We start from the raw sequence: 16,770 nt of genomic DNA, 5'->3' as shown, positions 1-16,770 counted from the left end.
GGACTTCAGTACTAGCGCCTTTTCAGGCGAGTCTACAGACTGCTAGAGTGCGGCAAATCAATCAATGAGTGCCTGGATGGCGCCTGCGGGCGGGGTCGCCCGGGCGTGGTCGTGGGCTTTGGCGGGGCGGCATGCGCTGCATATTTATCTGGCTGCTATGCCTGTTGCCGGCTCTGGCCGGCGCTGTCGAGTTCGACGAGACCACCACGCGCCTGCCGCTGGGTGCCACCATGCACGTGTTCGAAGACATGCGCGGCGACTCCAGTATCGTCGATGTGGCTTCGCCGGCCCTGCAGGGCAGCTTCCGCCAGCATCACCAGGCCGTGCTCAATGCCGGCTATTCGCGCTCGGTGTTCTGGCTGCGCCTGGATCTGCAGTACAGCCCGCGCAACCAGTCCGGCAGTGCACACCCCTGGTATCTGGAGCTGGCCTATCCGCCGCTCGATCACCTGGAGCTTTATCTGCCTGACGACGCAGGCGGTTACCGCCTGGCCCAGCGCACCGGCGATGCACTGCCGTTCAGCAGTCGACAGATCAAACAGAACAACTACCTGTTCGAACTCGACCTGCCGCCGGGGCAGAGCCAGCGCATTTACCTGCGCCTGGAAAGTCAGGGCTCGATGCAGGCACCGCTGACCCTGTGGTCGCCCCAGGCCTATCTGGAATACCAGCCCAAGCGCATCTATGTGCTCGGCATCATCTACGGCGTGCTGCTGGTGATGCTGATCTACAACCTGTTCATCTACCTCAGCGTGCGCGACACCAGTTACCTCTACTACATCCTCTACATCGCCTCGTTCGGTCTCTACCAGGTCTCGGTGAATGGGGCCGGCATCGAGTACTTCTGGCCGGACAACCCCTGGTGGGCCAACGCGGCCACGCCATTTTTGATCGGTTCGGCGGCGTTCTTCGGCTGCCAGTTTGCCCGCAGCTTCCTGCACACTGCCGAGCACAGTCCCTGGGTCGATCGGCTGTTGTTGGTGATGATGGCCTGTGGTGCGCTGGTGATGGCCCTGGCGCTGACTGCCAGCTATGGCGTGGCGTTGCGCATGGCGACCTACCTGGCGCTGCTGTTCACCGTGGTGATCTTCAGTGCCGGCATGCTCGCCTGGATGCGCGGCATGCGTGTGGCGCGCTACTTCATCTTTGCCTGGAGCGCCTTCCTGGTTGGCGGCATCACCAACACCCTGATGGTGCTGGGCTACCTGCCCAACCTGTTCCTCACCATGTACGCCAGCCAGATCGGCTCGGCGCTGGAGGTGGGCCTGCTGTCCCTGGCCCTGGCTGACCGCATCAATGCGATGAAGGAGGAGCGCACGCGCATCCTGCAGCAGGCCAGCAGCGAGTTGGAGGCCCTCAACCGCGAGCTGGCCGACAACAATCGGCTGAAAGACGAGTTCCTTGCCACAGTGACCCATGAGCTGCGTACGCCGATGAACGGGGTCATTGGTTCGCTGGAGCTGATGCAGACCCTCAAGCTGGATGTCGAGCTGGAGCAGTACCAGAAGACCGCCGCCGGCTCGGCGCGCGACATGATGCGCATGGTCAACGACATCCTCGCCCTGACCGAACTGCAGGCCGGCAAGCTGTACCCGCGCCGTGAACCGTTCAGCCTGCGCGGCCTGTTCGACGGCCTGCGCGCGCAGTACTCGCCGCGGGCCACGGAGAAAGGCCTGGAGTTCATCGTCGAACTCGATGACAGCCTGCCGGACACCCTGGAGGGCGATGCCGGCAAGCTGGCGCAGAGCATCGGTTACCTGCTCGATAACGCGATCAAGTTCACCCACCAGGGTCATGTAACCCTGCGGGTTAGCGCGGGTGGCCCGCTCACGGCGAACATGCCGCTGCGCATCGAGGTGCTCGACAGTGGCATTGGCTTCAGCGTGCCGGCCGGCGGCAGTCTCTACCAGCGCTTCCGGCAGCTGGACGGCTCGATGACCCGCCAGTACGGCGGTCTGGGCATCGGCCTGGCGATCTGCCGGCAACTGGTCGACCTGTTGGGTGGCACCTTGCGCCATCAGTCGACGCCGGGGCAGGGCAGCAGCTTCGAGCTCGACGTGCAGCTCAACCTGCCGGTGCAGACGCGTGAGCCGGGTGGCATGCGCCGGCGTGTCGGCGGGCTGCCGCGGCGGCGTCCGGAGCAGTGCACCGTGCTGATCGTCGAGGACAACGCGATCAACCAGCTGGTCACCCGCGGCATGCTGCTCAAGCTCGGCTATCGCGTACGCACCGCCGACAATGGCGTCGAGGCCTTGGAAATGCTGCGCAGCGAACCCATCGATGCCGTGTTGCTCGATTGCCAGATGCCGGTGATGGATGGCTTTGCCACCTGCCGCGCGCTGCGTGCGCTGCCGGGCTGCGCCGAGCTGCCGGTGCTGGCAATCACCGCCCACAGCCACAGTGGCGATCGCGAGCGCTGCCTGGCGGCCGGCATGAGCGACTACCTGGCCAAGCCGGTGAAGTTCGTCGAACTGCAGACCCTGTTGCATGACTGGGTGCTGTGCCAGGTGCCGGCCGATTCAGCCACCCAAGAGCACTGAGTGATTTTTGCGCCGGACATTTTCGGCGCATGTTTGGCCAGGATCCCATCTTCTGCAAAATACTGAATCGTGATTCACTGTTTGCAATTGATGAATCTGGATTCAGTTTATGGCCTATCGTGCCTCTGCCCAGCGCCGCGACCGTGACCAGGACATGCGCCAGCGTATTCTGGCCTGCGCCCAGGCGAGGGTCAGTAAAGGTGGTTTCGCCGCGCTGACCATGCAGGCCTTGGCCGATGATGTCGGCATTGCCACCGGCAGCCTCTATCGGCACTTCAGTGGCAAGGGCGAGTTGGCGGCGCAGGTGTTCAGCACGGCCAGCCGTATCGAGGTCGATGCCCTTGGCGTCATCTTGCGCGGCCCTGGCAGCCCCGCCAAGCGTCTGGCCGCCGGCCTCGAACAGTTTGCCGCGCGCGCCTGGCACAGCCGGCGCCTGGCCTTCGCCCTGATTGCCGAGCCGGTCGATCCGGAGGTCGACGAACAGCGTCTGCTGTTTCGCCAAGCCTATGCCGAGCTGTTCGTCGAGCTGCTGGAAGAGGGTGTGCGCAGTGGCGAGTTTCACCTCAGCCAGCTCAACCTGGTGGCCGCCTGCCTGGTCGGCGCCATTGCCGAGGCGCTGGTCGGTCCGCTGTCGCCAACCGCCTGTGCGGCCCGCGCCGCTGGCGCTGCGGCGCTGGACCTGGCCACCGTCAGCCAATCCCTGATCACTTTCTGTCTGCGCGCCGTCGGCGCCCCGGAGTCCTGAGATGTCCCTGCACGAATTCGCCGAAACCCACGAGGTGTTCAACCAGGTGCCGTCGCTGGATGGCGCCAACCTGTATCGCGTCGACCTGCCGTTGCAGGAGTGGACCCGCCGTTTCGGCGGCGGCTGGGCCGAGGACAAGCTGGATGCCTATGGCGCCCTGGCCGGCGGCCCGCTGATGCAGGCCGGTTTCCTGGCCAACGAGAACAAGCCGGTGTTCAAGAGCCATGACCGCTACGGCAACCGGGTCGACCTGGTGGAGTTCCACCCGGCCTACCACGAGCTGATGCGCACGGCGGTCGAGCATGGCATCCCCTCGCTGCCCTGGACCGACCCGCGCGCCGGCGCCCAGGTCGCTCGCGCCGCGCTGAACTACCTGCATAACCAGCCGGAGGCCGGCAACGCCTGCCCGCTGACCATGACCTACGCCGCCGTGCCGGCACTCAAACTGCAGCCGGAGCTGGCCGCGATCTGGCTGCCGAAGATCCTCGCCACCGAGTACGACCCGCGCAATGTCGGCATCGAGCAGAAAGCCGGTGTCACCATTGGCATGGCCATGACCGAGAAGCAAGGCGGCACCGACGTGCGTGCCAACACCACCAAGGCTCATCCGGTCGGAATGGGCGGCCCGGGCCAGGCCTACGAGCTGGTCGGCCACAAGTGGTTCTGCTCGGCGCCGATGTGCGACGCCTTCCTCACCCTGGCCTACACCGACAAGGGCCTGTCTTGCTTCCTGCTGCCGCGCCACCGTCCGGACGGCACGCGCAACCAGTTCTATATCCAGCGCCTGAAGAACAAGCTGGGCAACTGGGCCAACGCCTCCAGCGAAGTGGAGTTCCGTGGCGCCCTGGCCTGGATGGTCGGCGAAGAAGGCCGCGGCGTGCCGACCATCATCGAGATGGTCTCATTGACTCGCTCCGACTGCATGATCGGCTCCAGCAGCCTGATGCGTCAGGCGCTGACCCAGGCCGCGCACCACTGCGCGCACCGCAAGGTCGGCGGACGGGTGCTGGCCGAGCAGCCGCTGATGCAGAACGTGCTGGCCGACCTGGCCCTGGAAAGCGAGGCGGCACTGGCCCTGACCCTGCGCATGGGCAAGGCGCTGGACAACCCGCACGACGAGCAGGAGGACAAGTTCGCCCGCCTGGTCACCGCCATCGGCAAGTACTGGATCTGTAAGCGTGCCCCCGCGATGATCAACGAGGCCCAGGAGTGCATGGGCGGCGCCGGCTACGTCGAGGAAACCATCCTCCCAAGGCTGTACCGCGAGGCACCGGTCAACTCGATCTGGGAAGGCTCGGGCAACGTGCAGTGCCTGGATGTATTGCGCGCCCTGTCCAAGGAAGCCGGCGTGCTCGACGCGCTGTTCGCCGAACTGGGCGATGGCCATGGCGATGCGCGCCTAAAAGCGCATATCCAGCGCTTGCAGGCGGACTTCCGCGACACCGCCGACATCCAGTACCGCGCCCGCCAGCTCACCGAGGACGTGGCCGTGGCCCTGCAGGCCAAACTGCTGCTGGAAGCTGGCAACGCGACTGTCTCCGATGCCTTTATCGCCAGTCGGCTCGGCGATGGCGGGCGCGTCTACGGCACCCTGCCGCGTGGCGTGGATGCCGAGGCGCTGGTGGCGCGTAGCACACCGCACCTGATCTGAGGCCGAACAGCGTCCGTCGTGCGAGCGACAGGGCGCCCCGCGCAGGCGGCTGCCCATAATCTGTGGCCGGCGAGAGGCCACCGGGACTCCATCGAAATAGGTCAGCCCAGCGTGGCCTGGCTCTGTCGGTACAGAGCGGGCAATCGAACCCCAGTGAGCACGCCGGGGCCATGACGCAAGTGTGGTCAGCCGCGTCTGGCACGCGGCTGTCGAGGGGCAGGCGCGGCCGTGGGCACTGTCTTTTCGCGGGCGAGGCGGGTAAGGTGGCCGCCGATGGTTCCGGTCCGCCTCGCGTGGCCGGATGAAAAGGGAACAGGGTGCGGCGCTCGTCGCCAATGCCCTGGCTGCCCCCGCAACTGTAAGCGGCGAACGACGCCCACACGCCACTGGCCATATCGGCTGGGAAGGCGGGCGAAGTAGCAAGCCGTGAGCCAGGAGACCTGCCATCGACGTTGGGCATTCTGCCCCTTTCCCTCAATCCGGATCGTCGCGCGGTGGGCGCGGCAAAGGAACCCTTATGCACATCGAACCTGACGTCGTAGCCGGCGCCAAGATTTTCCTCAGCTATGCAACCGCCGCTGGCGCCTTCGCGCTCACGGTCAAACTCGCCCGCGACAGCCTGCGCGACAACGGCGGCCTACTCGCCCTGGCCCTGCGCAGCCTGCTGACCACCGCCCTGGTGTTCTGCTTCTTCGAGGTTCTGCCGCACCATCCGGTGGGCGTCTCGGAAGTTCACCTGATTCTCGGCTCGACCCTGCTGCTGCTGTTCGGCGCGGGTGCTGCGGCCATCGGCCTGGCCGCCGGCCTGCTGCTGCAGGGGTTGTTCTTTGCCCAGTTCGACCTGCCGCAGTACGGCATGAACGTCACCACCCTGCTGCTGCCGCTGTGGGCCATTCACCTGCTGGCCAAGCGCCTCATCCCGGCGCGCACGGCCTACGTGGATACCTCCTACAAGCAGGCCCTGGCCCTGTCGACCGCCTACCAGGGTGGCATCGTCGCCTGGGTGGCCTTCTGGGCCGTCTACGGTAACGGCTTCTCCAGCGAAAACCTGGCCTCCGTCGGCAGCTTCGGCCTGGCCTACATGAGCGTGATTCTGCTTGAGCCGTTGATCGACCTGGGCGTACTGGCCGCCGCCAAGGCGCTGTCGCGCTACAGCCAGGGCCCGCTGTTCAACGTGCGTCTGCACCAGCCGGCTTGACCCCGCCCCACGCCAGACCGGCAAAACGGTCTGGCGCTTTCACTGGAGTGAGCGCCGTCTGATCATCCTCTCGCCTGAGTGGGGATATGGCGCTTGGCGCGTGAGTCAATGGTCTCAGCGGCGCTGCCAGATCATCTTGCCGGTATTGCTCTCGGTCACCAGGTACGGCTCGCTGAAGTGATAACGCGCTGCAGGCTGATAGTCGCGCGCGCCCTCCAGCTGTACCAGCAACAGGCCGTTGTCGCTGCGCCAGTTGCCGCTGTACTGCAGTTCGCCAGGGCGGTCGTAGCTCCAGTCGCTGCCGCCGGCCACCGTACGCCGCCATTGCCCGATGCTGCCGTCGGCGCGGATGCGCAGGGTGGTGACCAGATTCAGTGAGGCGAACTCGACTCCGCTGCTGTTGGTGATCTGTTCATGCACCCAGGTGCCGATCAGGGCCGGGTCCTGGGCCGGGTTGACGGGCGAGGTTGCCGGCGCGGCAGCCACCCGCTGGAACAACGCCTCGCGCATCAGAGTTGCGCCGTTGTTCGGATCACGGGCGGCCAGGCTGGCGTTGAGCATGTCGTTGGCATAGCTGGCGTTCATGTTGGCCAGCACCTGGCCGCTGGCCGGGTCGCTGATCTGGGCCTGCAGCAACTGGCCGTCGAAGCTGCCACTGAGCTTGAGGCGCAGTTGCCCGCCTTCCACGTATTCCCCCTCCACCTGAGTGCCCTGGCTGCGCAGGATCAGCTCGGTCGGCTGGTTGTCGAGGGTGGTCTGGTAATGGCCATCCAGTTCGGCGGCCAGGCTGGTCCCCGAGAGCAGCACCAGCAGGCAGATGATCGGCAGGTTGGGCAAGGCAGGCTCCTTCTCCGTGGAGGTGACAGTATTAAGCCTAGATCGCCGTATGCGGTCTTGCCGAACGCTGGCGGGCGAGGCTGGCGAAGGCGCAAGATAGGGCGGTGTTCCCAGCCAGGAAGCTGCCCGTGTCTGCCATTTCTTCCAGTGAATTCGTCGTCGCCGCCACCGCCGAGGAGGCCGTCGAGCGCCTCGCCGTCCTGCATCGCCAGGCGGTCAATGCGCTGAGCCAGGCGCTCAAGCAGTACCTCAAGGAGCGCGCCCTGCCCGGCGAGGCCGAGCGTGCGCTGTTCCGCTACCCCGAGCTGCGCCTGACTTACCTGTGCCAGGGCGAAGTGCCGAGCACCGTGCGCGCCTACGCCAAGGTGCAGGTGCCGGGTACCTACCGGGTCACCGTGACCCAGCCGGATGCGTTTCGCGGCTACCTGCTCGATCAGCTGCGGCCGCTGATGGAAGACTTCACCGTCACCGTCGAGGTCGGTTTCAGTCAGCAGAACATTCCCTATCCCTACGTGGTCGAGCAGGGCGACGAGCTGGCCGGCTCCGGGGTGACTGCCGCCGAGCTGGCGCGGGTATTCCCCAGCACCGACCTGTCCGCCGCCACTGACTCGGTGGCCGACGGCCTGTATGGCTGGGGCGACAGCAGCGACCTGCCGCTGGCGCTGTTCGATGCGGCGCGCACCGACTTCTCGCTCAAACGCATCCAGCACTACACCGGCAGCGACTGGCGCCATGTGCAGCCGTGGATTCTGCTGACCAACTACCACCGCTATGTCGACCAGTTCATTCGCCACGGCCTGGAACGCCTGCGTGAAGACCCGCGTTTCGTGCGCATGGTGCTGCCGGGCAACGTGATCATCGAACGCGGCACGTCCGAGGAGGACGCCCAGGCGGTGGCCGATGCGATGGTCTGGCACCGTTACCAGATGCCGGCCTATCACCTGATTGCCAACGACGGCCATGGCATCACCCTGGTCAATATCGGCGTCGGCCCGTCCAACGCGAAGAACATCACCGACCACCTGGCCGTGCTGCGTCCGCATTGCTGGCTGATGATCGGCCACTGCGGCGGCCTGCGCCAATCGCAGACCATCGGCGACTATGTACTGGCTCACGCCTACATGCGCCGCGACGGTATCCTCGACCGGGTGCTGCCACCGCATATCCCCATCCCGGCCCTGGCCGAGGTGCAGCAGGCCTTGCAGGAAGCAGCGGCCGCGGTGACCGGCGAGCGGGGCGAAACCCTGAAGAAGCGCCTGCGCACCGGTACCGTGTTGACCTACGACGACCGCAACTGGGAGCTGCACTGGGCTCACGAGCGGCCGCTGATCAACCTGGCCCGTGCGGTAGCGGTAGACATGGAAAGCGGCACCATCGCCGCCCAGGGTTACCGCCTGCGCGTGCCCTACGGCACCCTACTGTGTGTGTCGGACAAGCCGTTGCACAGCGAGATCAAACTGCCCGGCTCGGCCAGTGGCTTCTACCAGCGCGCGGTCAACCAGCACCTGTCGATCGGCATCGCCGCCCTCGACCTGCTGCGCTGCCAGCTCGACTCGCTGCATTCGCGCAAGCTGCGTAGTTTCGACGAGCCGCCGTTCCGCTGAGAACCTGCCTAGGAGCTCTTGATCGTCGGCCATGCTGCGTTGAAATTGGGCTCGGGCTGCTCATTTACAGCTCGTAAACTCCGCGCCCTCGCTCAATTTCGCCTTGCCTGGCTCTAGCTCAAGAGCTCCTAGACAGGTTCTAGGGCTCATATTTACGGGCCTCAACCGCCCAGGCGCAGATGCAACAGCGGGAAAGGTTTGTTGGCGCCATCCAGTGGCGAACGGCCGATGGGGTGGAAGCCTTGGCTAAGGTAGAAGGCCACGGCCTTGGGGTTCTGCTCGTTGACGTCGACCAGTCGCGCGCCTTCGCGCTCGATGGCGTAGTGCAGCAGGGTCTTGCCGATGCCTTGGCCATGCCTCTGCGGGTCGACGAAGAGCATTTCCAGACGATCCTCGGCGGTGCCGGCAAAGCCCATCAGGCGGCCCTGCAGGTCGCGCAGGCAGGCCAGTTTGACCAGGCGCAGATACTCCTCGCGCAGCATGCGCCGATAGAACTGGATGTCCGCTTCGTCGAGGAAGTGGTGGGTCGCGCGCACCGCCGCCTCCCACACCTCGAGCAGGCGGGGGATATCGGCGGCGAGCGGTTGGTCGATGCGGTATTGCATGGTGAACGAGGCGTGTGGGGTGATGGGCCGATCATGCCGCCGATCGGCCCGGGCTGTCACTTACTGGCGTCGAGTACCACCCGGTAACGCGCCTTGCCGGCGCGCAAGTGGTCGATGGCAGCGTTGACCTGGCTCATCGGGAAGTGCTCGACCTGGGGCAGGATCTGATGGCGGGCGCAGAACTCGAGCATGGTCGCCATGTTTTTGGGCGAACCAACCGGCGAGCCGGACAGGCTCTTCTGCTGCGGAATCAGGCTGAACACATGCACCGGGATGGCGCTCGGCGCGATGCCGACGAAGTGCAGGCGGCCCTTGCCGCGCAGGGTGCCGAGCAGGGCGTTCCAGTCCAGGTCGGCGCTGGCGGTGATCAGCAGAAAGTCCAGGCTGCCGGCCATCGCCTTCAGCGCGGCGCTGTCGGTGGACGCCACCACCTTGTGCGCGCCCAGGCGCTGGGCCTCTTCCTGCTTGCTCAGCGAGGAGGTGAAGGCGGTGACTTCGCAGCCCCAGGCATTCAGAAAGCGCAGGGCCAGGTGGCCGAGGCCGCCAATGCCGACCACGCCAACGCGGTCGGTGGGTTTCACGTCGAACTCCAGCAGCGGCGCGAACACCGTGGAACCGGCGCAGAACAGCGGGCCGACCAGGCTCGGCTCGAGCCCGGCCGGCAGCGGGATGGCCCAGGCCCAGTGTGCGCGCAGGCGGTCGGCGAAACCGCCGTTACTGCCGACTATGGTCGGTTTCACTGTACGGCACAGCTGGTGCGAGCCCTCCATGCACGAGCCGCAGTGCATGCAGCTGCCCTTGTACCAGCCGATGCCGACCCGCTGGCCGAGCTTGAGGCCGCGCACCTGCTCGCCCACGCGCACGATGGTGCCGACCACTTCATGGCCGGGAATGAACGGGTAGCGCGCATTGCCCCACTCGTTGTCGATCATCGACTGATCGGAGTGGCAGATGCCGCAGTATTCCACGGCCACTTCGACCTCTTCGGCACCCAGCGGGCCCGGATCGTACTGGTGACGTTCGAGGGGCGCGCCGGCAGCCATGGCGGCCCAGCCGGTGAAGGTGGTGAGTTCGGTGCTCATGCGGAAATCCTTCGGGCAGATAAATCGACTCGACCAGCTTAGCCGTTGTCGTCGGTGTGCGGGTACACCATCACCCTGGGTGATGATGCGGGCTGCGCCTCGGGTAAACTGACGGCTTTCTCCTGAGCCTGGAATCCGCATGCCGCGTCCTCCTCGTCCCAACGCTGCGCATCGCCCCGCCGGCAAACCGGCTCCACGCCGGGTGGCCAAGGCACCGCCGGCCGAGCCACGGCTGCTGATGCTGAACAAGCCATTCGACGTGCTGACCCAGTTCAACGACGAGCAGGGCCGCGCCACCCTCAAGGACTTCGTCGCCGTGCCTGGTGTCTACCCGGCCGGGCGCCTGGATCGTGACAGCGAGGGCCTGCTGCTGCTGACCAACGACGGCCGCCTGCAGGCGCAGATCGCCGACCCCAAGCACAAGCTGGCCAAGACCTACTGGGTGCAGGTGGAGGGCGAGCCGAATGCGGAGCAGTTGCGTCAGTTGCGTGAGGGCGTGCAGCTGAATGACGGGCCGACCCTGCCGGCCGAGGCGCGCCTGCTGGAGGAGCCGCAGCTGTGGGAGCGCAACCCGCCGGTGCGCTTTCGCAAGAGCGTGCCGACCGCCTGGCTGGAGCTGGTGATCCGCGAGGGGCGCAACCGCCAGGTGCGCCGCATGACCGCCGCCGTGGGCCTGCCGACCCTGCGCCTGGTGCGCGTGCGTATCGGCCCCTGGACTCTGGATGGCTTGCAACCGGGGCAGTGGAAGGATCTGCCGCCGCGGTTGTAACAGGCTCGGGACAGGCATTAGCGTGCACGGCACCCCCGGCGACAGCTGCCAGGCCGTAGCCCGGATGCAATCCAGGAGCGATGCTTAGGTCAGGCCCATGCCCCACTTGATCGCATAGGCCAGCAGGCTGACCGCCGCCACGCCGCCCAGCCACAGGATGGCGAACCAAGCCAGGCGCTGGGCCAGGGGTTTCTTCGGCGCGTCCATCAGTGATATCCCTCGCCGACTTTCACTTTGCCGCGGAACACCCAGTAGCTGTAGGCGGTGTAGATGAGGATGATCGGCACCATGATGGTCACCCCGACCAGGGCGAAGGCCTGGCTGCTGGCCGGCGCCGAGGCGTCCCAGATGCTCAGCGACGGCGGCACGATGTTCGGCCACATGCTGATGGCCAGGCCCGCGTAGGCCAGGGCGATCAGCGCCAGAGTCAGCACGAAGGGCTGCTTGTCCTTCTTCAACTGGATGGCGCGCACGATGCCGAGCACGGTCACTGCTACCAGGGTCGGCACCGGGATGAAGTAGAACAGGTTGGGCAGGGTGAACCAGCGCTGGGCAATCGCCGGCTGGGTCAGCGGCGTCCAGATGCTCACCGCGCTGATGAACAGCAGCAGCAGGCAGGTCAGCGGCAGCATCAGCTTGTACATTTTGCGTTGCAGGCGGCCCTCGGTCTTCATCAGCAGCCAGGCACAGCCGAGCATGGCGTAACCGGCCACCAGACCGGCGCCGCAGAACAGCGGGAAGGGCGCCAGCCAGTCGAAGGCGCCACCGACGAACTGGCGGTCGGCGACCTTGATCCCTTCGACAAAGGCGCCGAGCACCACGCCCTGGGCGAAGGTCGCCACCAGCGAGCCGCCGATAAAGGCCGCATCCCACACGTAGCGCGTGCGCTTGGCTTTGAAGCGGAACTCGAAGGCGACGCCGCGGAAGATCAGGGCGATCAGCATGATGATCAGCGGCAGGTATAGAGCCGTCAGCACCACCGAGTAGGCCAGCGGGAAGGCGGCGAACAGGCCGGCGCCACCCAGCACCAGCCAGGTTTCGTTACCATCCCAGATCGGCGCCACGGTGTTCATCATGGCGTCGCGCTCTTCCTTGTCGCGGATAAACGGGAAGAGGATGCCGATACCGAGGTCGAAACCGTCCATCACCACGTACATGAAGATGCCGAAGGCGATCACCCCGGCCCAGATCAGCGGCAGGTCTATAGTCATGGGCGTGGCTCCTGTTGGTTGTCGGCACTGTCGTCGTCGACGCTTTCATCGGCGGCGGACAGCGGCCGCGACGGCGTGCGCTGGTGGCCGGGGCCGGCTTGTTCTTCCACGGCGTGGCTGTGCAGCAGACCGAGCACCGGGCCTTTGCGCATCATGCGCAGCAGGTAGGTGATGCCGACGCCGAACACCGCGAGGTAGACCACCACGAAGATGCTCAGGGTCAGGCCCATCTGCCCGGCGCTGTGGTTGGACACCGCATCCGAGGTGCGCAGCAGACCGTAGATCACCCAGGGCTGACGGCCGACTTCGGTGGTGACCCAGCCGGCGAGCAGGGCGACCAGCCCCGCCGGCCCCATCAGCAGCATGAAGCGCTGCAGCCCAGGCGACTCGTACAGCCGCCCGCGCAGGCGCAGCCACAGGCCGAGCACGCCGGCGAGGATCATCAGCAGGCCGAGGCCGATCATCACGCGGAAGCTCCAGAACACGATGGGCACGTTGGGCCGATCCTCTGGCGCCCATTCCTTGAGACCCTTGATCTCGCCATCGAGGTCGTGGGTGAGGATCAGGCTGGCCAGGCGCGGGATGCCGATGGCGTACTTGGTGGTCTCCGCCTCCATGTCGGGGATGCCGAACAGCAGCAGCGGCACGCCTTTGTCGGTGTCCCAGTGGCCTTCCATGGCGGCTACCTTGGCTGGCTGGTACTTGAGGGTATTGAGGCCGTGCAGGTCACCGATAAAGGCCTGGATCGGCGCTACCAGCAAGGCCATCCACAGCGCCATGGAGAACATCATGCGGGTGGCCGGGTCGCGCTTGCCCTTGAGCAGGTGCCAGGCCGCAGTGCCGCCGACGATGAAGGCGGTGCTGAGGAACGCCGCCACCGCCATGTGTGCCAGGCGGTAGGGGAAGGACGGGTTGAACACGATGTCCCACCAGCTCTCTGGGTAGAAGATCCCGTCGACGATGCTGTAGCCCTGCGGCGTCTGCATCCAGCTGTTGGAAGAGAGAATCCAGAAAGTCGAGATCAGCGTACCGATCGCCACCATCAGGGTGGCGAAGAAGTGCAGGCCCTTGCCCACCTTGTTCAGGCCAAACAGCATGATGCCGAGGAAGCCCGCCTCGAGGAAGAAGGCGGTGAGCACCTCGTAGGTCAGCAGCGGCCCCATGATGCTGCCGGCCGCCGTGGATAGCTGGCTCCAGTTGGTGCCGAACTGGTAGCTCATCACCACGCCGGAGACCACGCCCATGCCGAAGGCCACGGCGAAGATCTGCAGCCAGAAGCGGAACAGGTCGTAGTAGACCTCGTTCTTGGTCTTCAGCCACAGCCCTTCGAGCACGGCCAGGTAGCTGGCCAGCCCGATACTGATGGCGGGGAAGACGATGTGGAAGGAAATGGTGAAGGCGAACTGGATTCGAGCCAGTTCCAACGCGTCCAGGCCGAACATAGAGGGCCCCTCGATAAATTGATCTGGATCAATCATCCGCCTTTTTCGCTGGGCGCGAACTCGACCGATTGTCGCACTGGGCAATTTGTCGCAGGGCTAGGGGCGGCAGGTGGCTAGGGCAGAAGCTCCCCTCTCCCACTTGTGGGAGACGACTGCATGGATGCAGGAGGTAGGGTGATGCAGGAAGCCAAAACCGAGGGGCCGGTGGAGAGGGTGTTGGCCAGCTCGGCCTCTCCTTGTGCGTAGCCCGGATGTAATCCGGGATCGGAGTCGCCTGCCTCCCGGATTGCATCCGGGCTACGCGTGCTCTTACAGCTGTCCTTTGAGTGCGGCGGTAAACAGCGTGGCACAGTCCGCCTCGCTCAGTGGACGCGGGTTGCCGCCGGCGGAGGGGTCGACCACCGCCATCTGCGCGATCAGCGCGGTTTGCCGGTCATCGACGCCGAGTTCGGCCAGGCTGTGCGGCACGCCGGTGTCGCTGCGCAGGCGCATAACCAGTTCGAGGAAGCTGTCGAAACCGGGATTGGCCAGGCCCAGGTAGGCGGCCAGGCGGGTGATGCGTTCCTCGATGACGCCGCGGTTGAACTTCAGCACGTAGGGCATCAGCACCGCGTTGGTCATGCCGTGGTGGCTGTCGTACAGCGCGCCGATCGGATGGGCCAGGGCATGCATGCCGCCGAGGCCTTTCTGGAAGGCGGTGGCGCCCATGGCCGCGGCGGCGAGCATGTCGGCGCGGGCGTCGAGGTCGTCCGGCGTCTTCACCGCGCGCACCAGGGCGCCGGCCACCAGGCGCATGCCCTCCACCGCGATGCCGTCGGCCAGCGGGTGGAAGCCCGGTGCGCAGTAGGCTTCCAGGCAGTGGGAGAAGGCGTCCATGCCGGTGCCGGCGGTGATGAAGGCCGGCATGCCGACGGACAGCGCCGGGTCGCTGATGACGATCTTCGGCATCATCTGCGGGTGGAAGATGATGCGCTTGGTGTGGGTGCGCTCGTCGGTAAGGATGCCGGCGCGGCCAACTTCCGAGCCGGTGCCGGCGGTGGTCGGTACGGCGATGATCGGTGCGATGCCCTTGGGGTCGGCACGGGTCCACCAGTCGCCGATATCCTCGAAGTCCCACACTGGTCGTGCTTGTCCGCTCATAAAGGCGATCAGCTTGCCCATGTCCAGGCCGCTGCCGCCGCCGAAGGCGACCACGCCATCGTGCTTGCCGGCGTGGTAGGCGGTGAGTCCTGCGGCCAGGTTGCTTTCCACCGGATTCGGCTTGAGCTCGCAGAACAGCGCAGCGCCGAGGCCGGCGGCCTTGAGTGAGTCGAGGGCGGCGAGGGTGATGGGTGCATTACCCAGGCCACGGTCGGTGACCAGCAGCGGGCGCAGCATGCCGATGCTCTGGCACAGCTCGGGCAGCTCCTTGATCCGGCCGGCGCCAAAGCGCACCGAGGTCGGGTAGTTCCAGTTGGCGGTCTTGCTCATGGCGAGCCTCCTTGTTCGGTTTGGGTAGCCCGGATGCAATCCGGGGCAGGGCCATCCCGGATTGCATCCGGGCTACAGGGTTGTCACGTAGCAGCGAGCTCTGTTCCTACAAAAAATGGCCGGTGCTCAGCATGGCGTCAGAGTTGATGGCGTAGATGGAAGGACTTGGGCCGGGTCAGGTGTTCGTAGCCGAGGCTGGACAGCGTGGCGCCGCGGCCGCTGTGCTTGACCCCGGTCCAGGCCAGTGCCGGATCCAGGTAGTCGCAGCGGTTCATGAACACCGTGCCGGTGTCGAGTTGCTGGCCGATATGTTCGGCGGCGTCCAGGTCGCTGCTCCAGATCGCCGCGCTGAGGCCGTAGGGGCTGTCGTTCATCAGGGTGATGGCCTCGGCGTCGCTGCTCACCGGCATGATGCCGACCACCGGGCCGAAGCTTTCCTGGCGCATTACCGCCATGTCGTGATTGACCTGCACCAGCACCTGCGGGGCCAGGTAGGCACTGCCGGGCGCATCGGCGGCAAAGGCTTTGGCATCGATCAGCGCCTTGGCGCCCTTGGCCTTGGCCTCGGCGATCTGCCCACGGACGAATTCGGCGGCCTCGCTGCGCACCAGCGGGCCGAGGGTGGTGGCCTCCTGCAGCGGGTTGCCCAGGACATATTGTTTGGTCAGCTCGACAAAGCCGTCGACGAAGGCTGGGTACAGCGCCTGGTCCACGTAGATGCGCTCGATGCCGCAGCAGCTCTGCCCGGAGTTGAAGAAGCTGCCGTCGACCAGGTTTTCTATCGCATGGGCCAGGTTGGCGTCGCCGCGCACATAGGCTGGGTCCTTGCCGCCCAGCTCCAGGCCGACGCCGATGAAGTGCCCGGCGGCGGCGCTTTCCATCAGCCGGCCGCCTTCCACCGAACCAGTGAAATTGACCTGCTGCACATGCCCGGAGGCGATCAGGGTGGCGGTCTGGCCGTGGTCCAGCACCAGGTTGCGGAACAGCCCGTGCGGCAGGCCGGCGCGCTCGAAGGCCAGGGCGAAGCGTTCGCCGACCAGCAGGGTCTGGCTGGCATGCTTCAGCAGCACAGCGTTGCCGGCCATCAGTGCCGGGATGATGGCGTTCACCGCGGTCAGGTAGGGGTAGTTCCACGGCGCGATGACCAGCACCGTGCCCAGCGGCTCGCGGCGGACATAGCGGCGAAAACCGTCCTTTGGCGGCGGCACCACATCGGCCAGGGCGCGGGCGGCGATGCCGACCATGTAGCGCGCACGCTCCTCGAAGCCGCGCAGCTCGCCGGCGCCGTAGCGCACCGGACGGCCCATCTGCCAGGCCAGTTCGGGGACGATCTGGTCGGCCATCGCCAGCATGGCCTCCACGGCTTTCAGGCAGTAGCCGGCGCGCTGCTCGATGCTCAGTTCGCGCCAGGCGCGCTGGGCTTCACGGGCGCTGCTCAGGGCCTGTTCCAGCTGGCTGGAGCTGGCGTAGGGACGTTCGGCATACAGGCTGCCGTCGACCGGGGAAATCAGGCGAATCGAGTTCATCGGACCTCCTTTCATGGGGCGGGCGGCAAACAGCGGAGGCTTGCCCACCCGGGCTGTCGGTGGAAAACGCTGCGCGGTTTTCCACCCTAC

At 66.0% G+C, this 16,770-nt stretch carries 14 protein-coding genes and 1 riboswitch; of the genes, 6 read left to right on the top strand and 8 right to left on the bottom strand.

The window, feature by feature from the left end; genetic code table 11:
- Positions 1–131 precede the first annotated feature (131 nt).
- From H3H45_RS01980 to H3H45_RS01965, 4 genes are all read left to right on the top strand, one after another.
- A complete protein-coding gene (locus H3H45_RS01980) occupies positions 132–2,540 on the top strand; it encodes a hybrid sensor histidine kinase/response regulator (protein WP_182832075.1) in 2,409 nt (802 codons plus the stop codon).
- Positions 2,541–2,649: 109 nt separating this feature from the next.
- Positions 2,650–3,285, top strand: a complete 636-nt coding sequence (locus tag H3H45_RS01975; RefSeq protein WP_182832074.1) for a TetR/AcrR family transcriptional regulator — start codon at positions 2,650–2,652, stop codon at positions 3,283–3,285.
- A 1-nt stretch (position 3,286) separates the two neighbouring features.
- Positions 3,287–4,936, top strand: coding sequence for an acyl-CoA dehydrogenase family protein (locus tag H3H45_RS01970; protein WP_182832073.1), 1,650 nt, complete (start codon positions 3,287–3,289; stop codon positions 4,934–4,936).
- A 257-nt stretch (positions 4,937–5,193) separates the two neighbouring features.
- Positions 5,194–5,398, top strand: a riboswitch (cobalamin riboswitch).
- A gap of 55 nt (positions 5,399–5,453) precedes the next feature.
- Positions 5,454–6,134 (top strand): energy-coupling factor ABC transporter permease, encoded by a 681-nt coding sequence (locus H3H45_RS01965; protein WP_182832072.1) that lies wholly within the window; start codon positions 5,454–5,456, stop codon positions 6,132–6,134.
- Between the two features lie 114 nt (positions 6,135–6,248).
- On the opposite strand, the gene H3H45_RS01960 is transcribed toward H3H45_RS01965, so the two are convergent.
- Positions 6,249–6,971: a hypothetical protein gene (locus H3H45_RS01960; RefSeq protein ID WP_182832071.1), complete on the bottom strand. Its 723-nt coding sequence runs from the start codon at positions 6,969–6,971 to the stop codon at positions 6,249–6,251.
- Positions 6,972–7,099: 128 nt separating this feature from the next.
- Here H3H45_RS01960 and amn point away from each other — a divergent pair, with 128 nt between their 5' ends.
- Positions 7,100–8,575, top strand: a complete 1,476-nt coding sequence (amn, locus tag H3H45_RS01955) for an AMP nucleosidase (RefSeq protein ID WP_328822223.1) — start codon at positions 7,100–7,102, stop codon at positions 8,573–8,575.
- Positions 8,576–8,736: 161 nt separating this feature from the next.
- On the opposite strand, the gene H3H45_RS01950 is transcribed toward amn, so the two are convergent.
- On the bottom strand, positions 8,737–9,180 hold the full coding sequence (locus H3H45_RS01950; protein ID WP_182832069.1) for a GNAT family N-acetyltransferase: 444 nt from the start codon (positions 9,178–9,180) through the stop codon (positions 8,737–8,739).
- Positions 9,181–9,236: 56 nt separating this feature from the next.
- The gene (ahr, locus tag H3H45_RS01945) at positions 9,237–10,262 is read right to left on the bottom strand and encodes an NADPH-dependent aldehyde reductase Ahr (protein WP_182832068.1); all 1,026 of its coding nucleotides are present in this window, start codon (positions 10,260–10,262) and stop codon (positions 9,237–9,239) included.
- 139 nt (positions 10,263–10,401) lie between these two features.
- Here ahr and H3H45_RS01940 point away from each other — a divergent pair, with 139 nt between their 5' ends.
- Positions 10,402–11,031: a pseudouridine synthase gene (locus H3H45_RS01940; RefSeq protein WP_407926667.1), complete on the top strand. Its 630-nt coding sequence runs from the start codon at positions 10,402–10,404 to the stop codon at positions 11,029–11,031.
- Between the two features lie 84 nt (positions 11,032–11,115).
- Here H3H45_RS01940 and H3H45_RS19985 read toward each other — a convergent pair whose 3' ends face one another.
- From H3H45_RS19985 to H3H45_RS01920, 5 genes are all read right to left on the bottom strand, one after another.
- Entirely contained in the window at positions 11,116–11,238 is a 123-nt protein-coding gene (locus tag H3H45_RS19985; protein ID WP_220494108.1) for a DUF2474 domain-containing protein, read from the bottom strand.
- On the bottom strand, positions 11,238–12,242 hold the full coding sequence (gene cydB, locus H3H45_RS01935; RefSeq protein WP_182832067.1) for a cytochrome d ubiquinol oxidase subunit II: 1,005 nt from the start codon (positions 12,240–12,242) through the stop codon (positions 11,238–11,240). Before cydB ends, H3H45_RS19985 begins: the two co-directional genes overlap by 1 nt.
- On the bottom strand, positions 12,239–13,684 hold the full coding sequence (locus tag H3H45_RS01930; protein ID WP_182832066.1) for a cytochrome ubiquinol oxidase subunit I: 1,446 nt from the start codon (positions 13,682–13,684) through the stop codon (positions 12,239–12,241). The genes cydB and H3H45_RS01930 overlap by 4 nt, the downstream gene beginning before the upstream one ends.
- Positions 13,685–13,993: 309 nt before the next feature.
- On the bottom strand, positions 13,994–15,154 hold the full coding sequence (locus tag H3H45_RS01925; RefSeq protein WP_182832065.1) for an iron-containing alcohol dehydrogenase: 1,161 nt from the start codon (positions 15,152–15,154) through the stop codon (positions 13,994–13,996).
- Positions 15,155–15,291: 137 nt separating this feature from the next.
- On the bottom strand, positions 15,292–16,680 hold the full coding sequence (locus H3H45_RS01920) for an aldehyde dehydrogenase family protein (RefSeq protein WP_182832064.1): 1,389 nt from the start codon (positions 16,678–16,680) through the stop codon (positions 15,292–15,294).
- Positions 16,681–16,770 lie beyond the last annotated feature (90 nt).

It is taken from the genome of Aquipseudomonas guryensis, assembly GCF_014164785.1.
Taxonomy (GTDB): Bacteria; Pseudomonadota; Gammaproteobacteria; order Pseudomonadales; family Pseudomonadaceae; genus Aquipseudomonas; species Aquipseudomonas guryensis.
The sequence above is the reverse complement of the archived record's forward strand: the minus strand, read 5'-3'. Positions and strand labels throughout refer to the sequence as shown.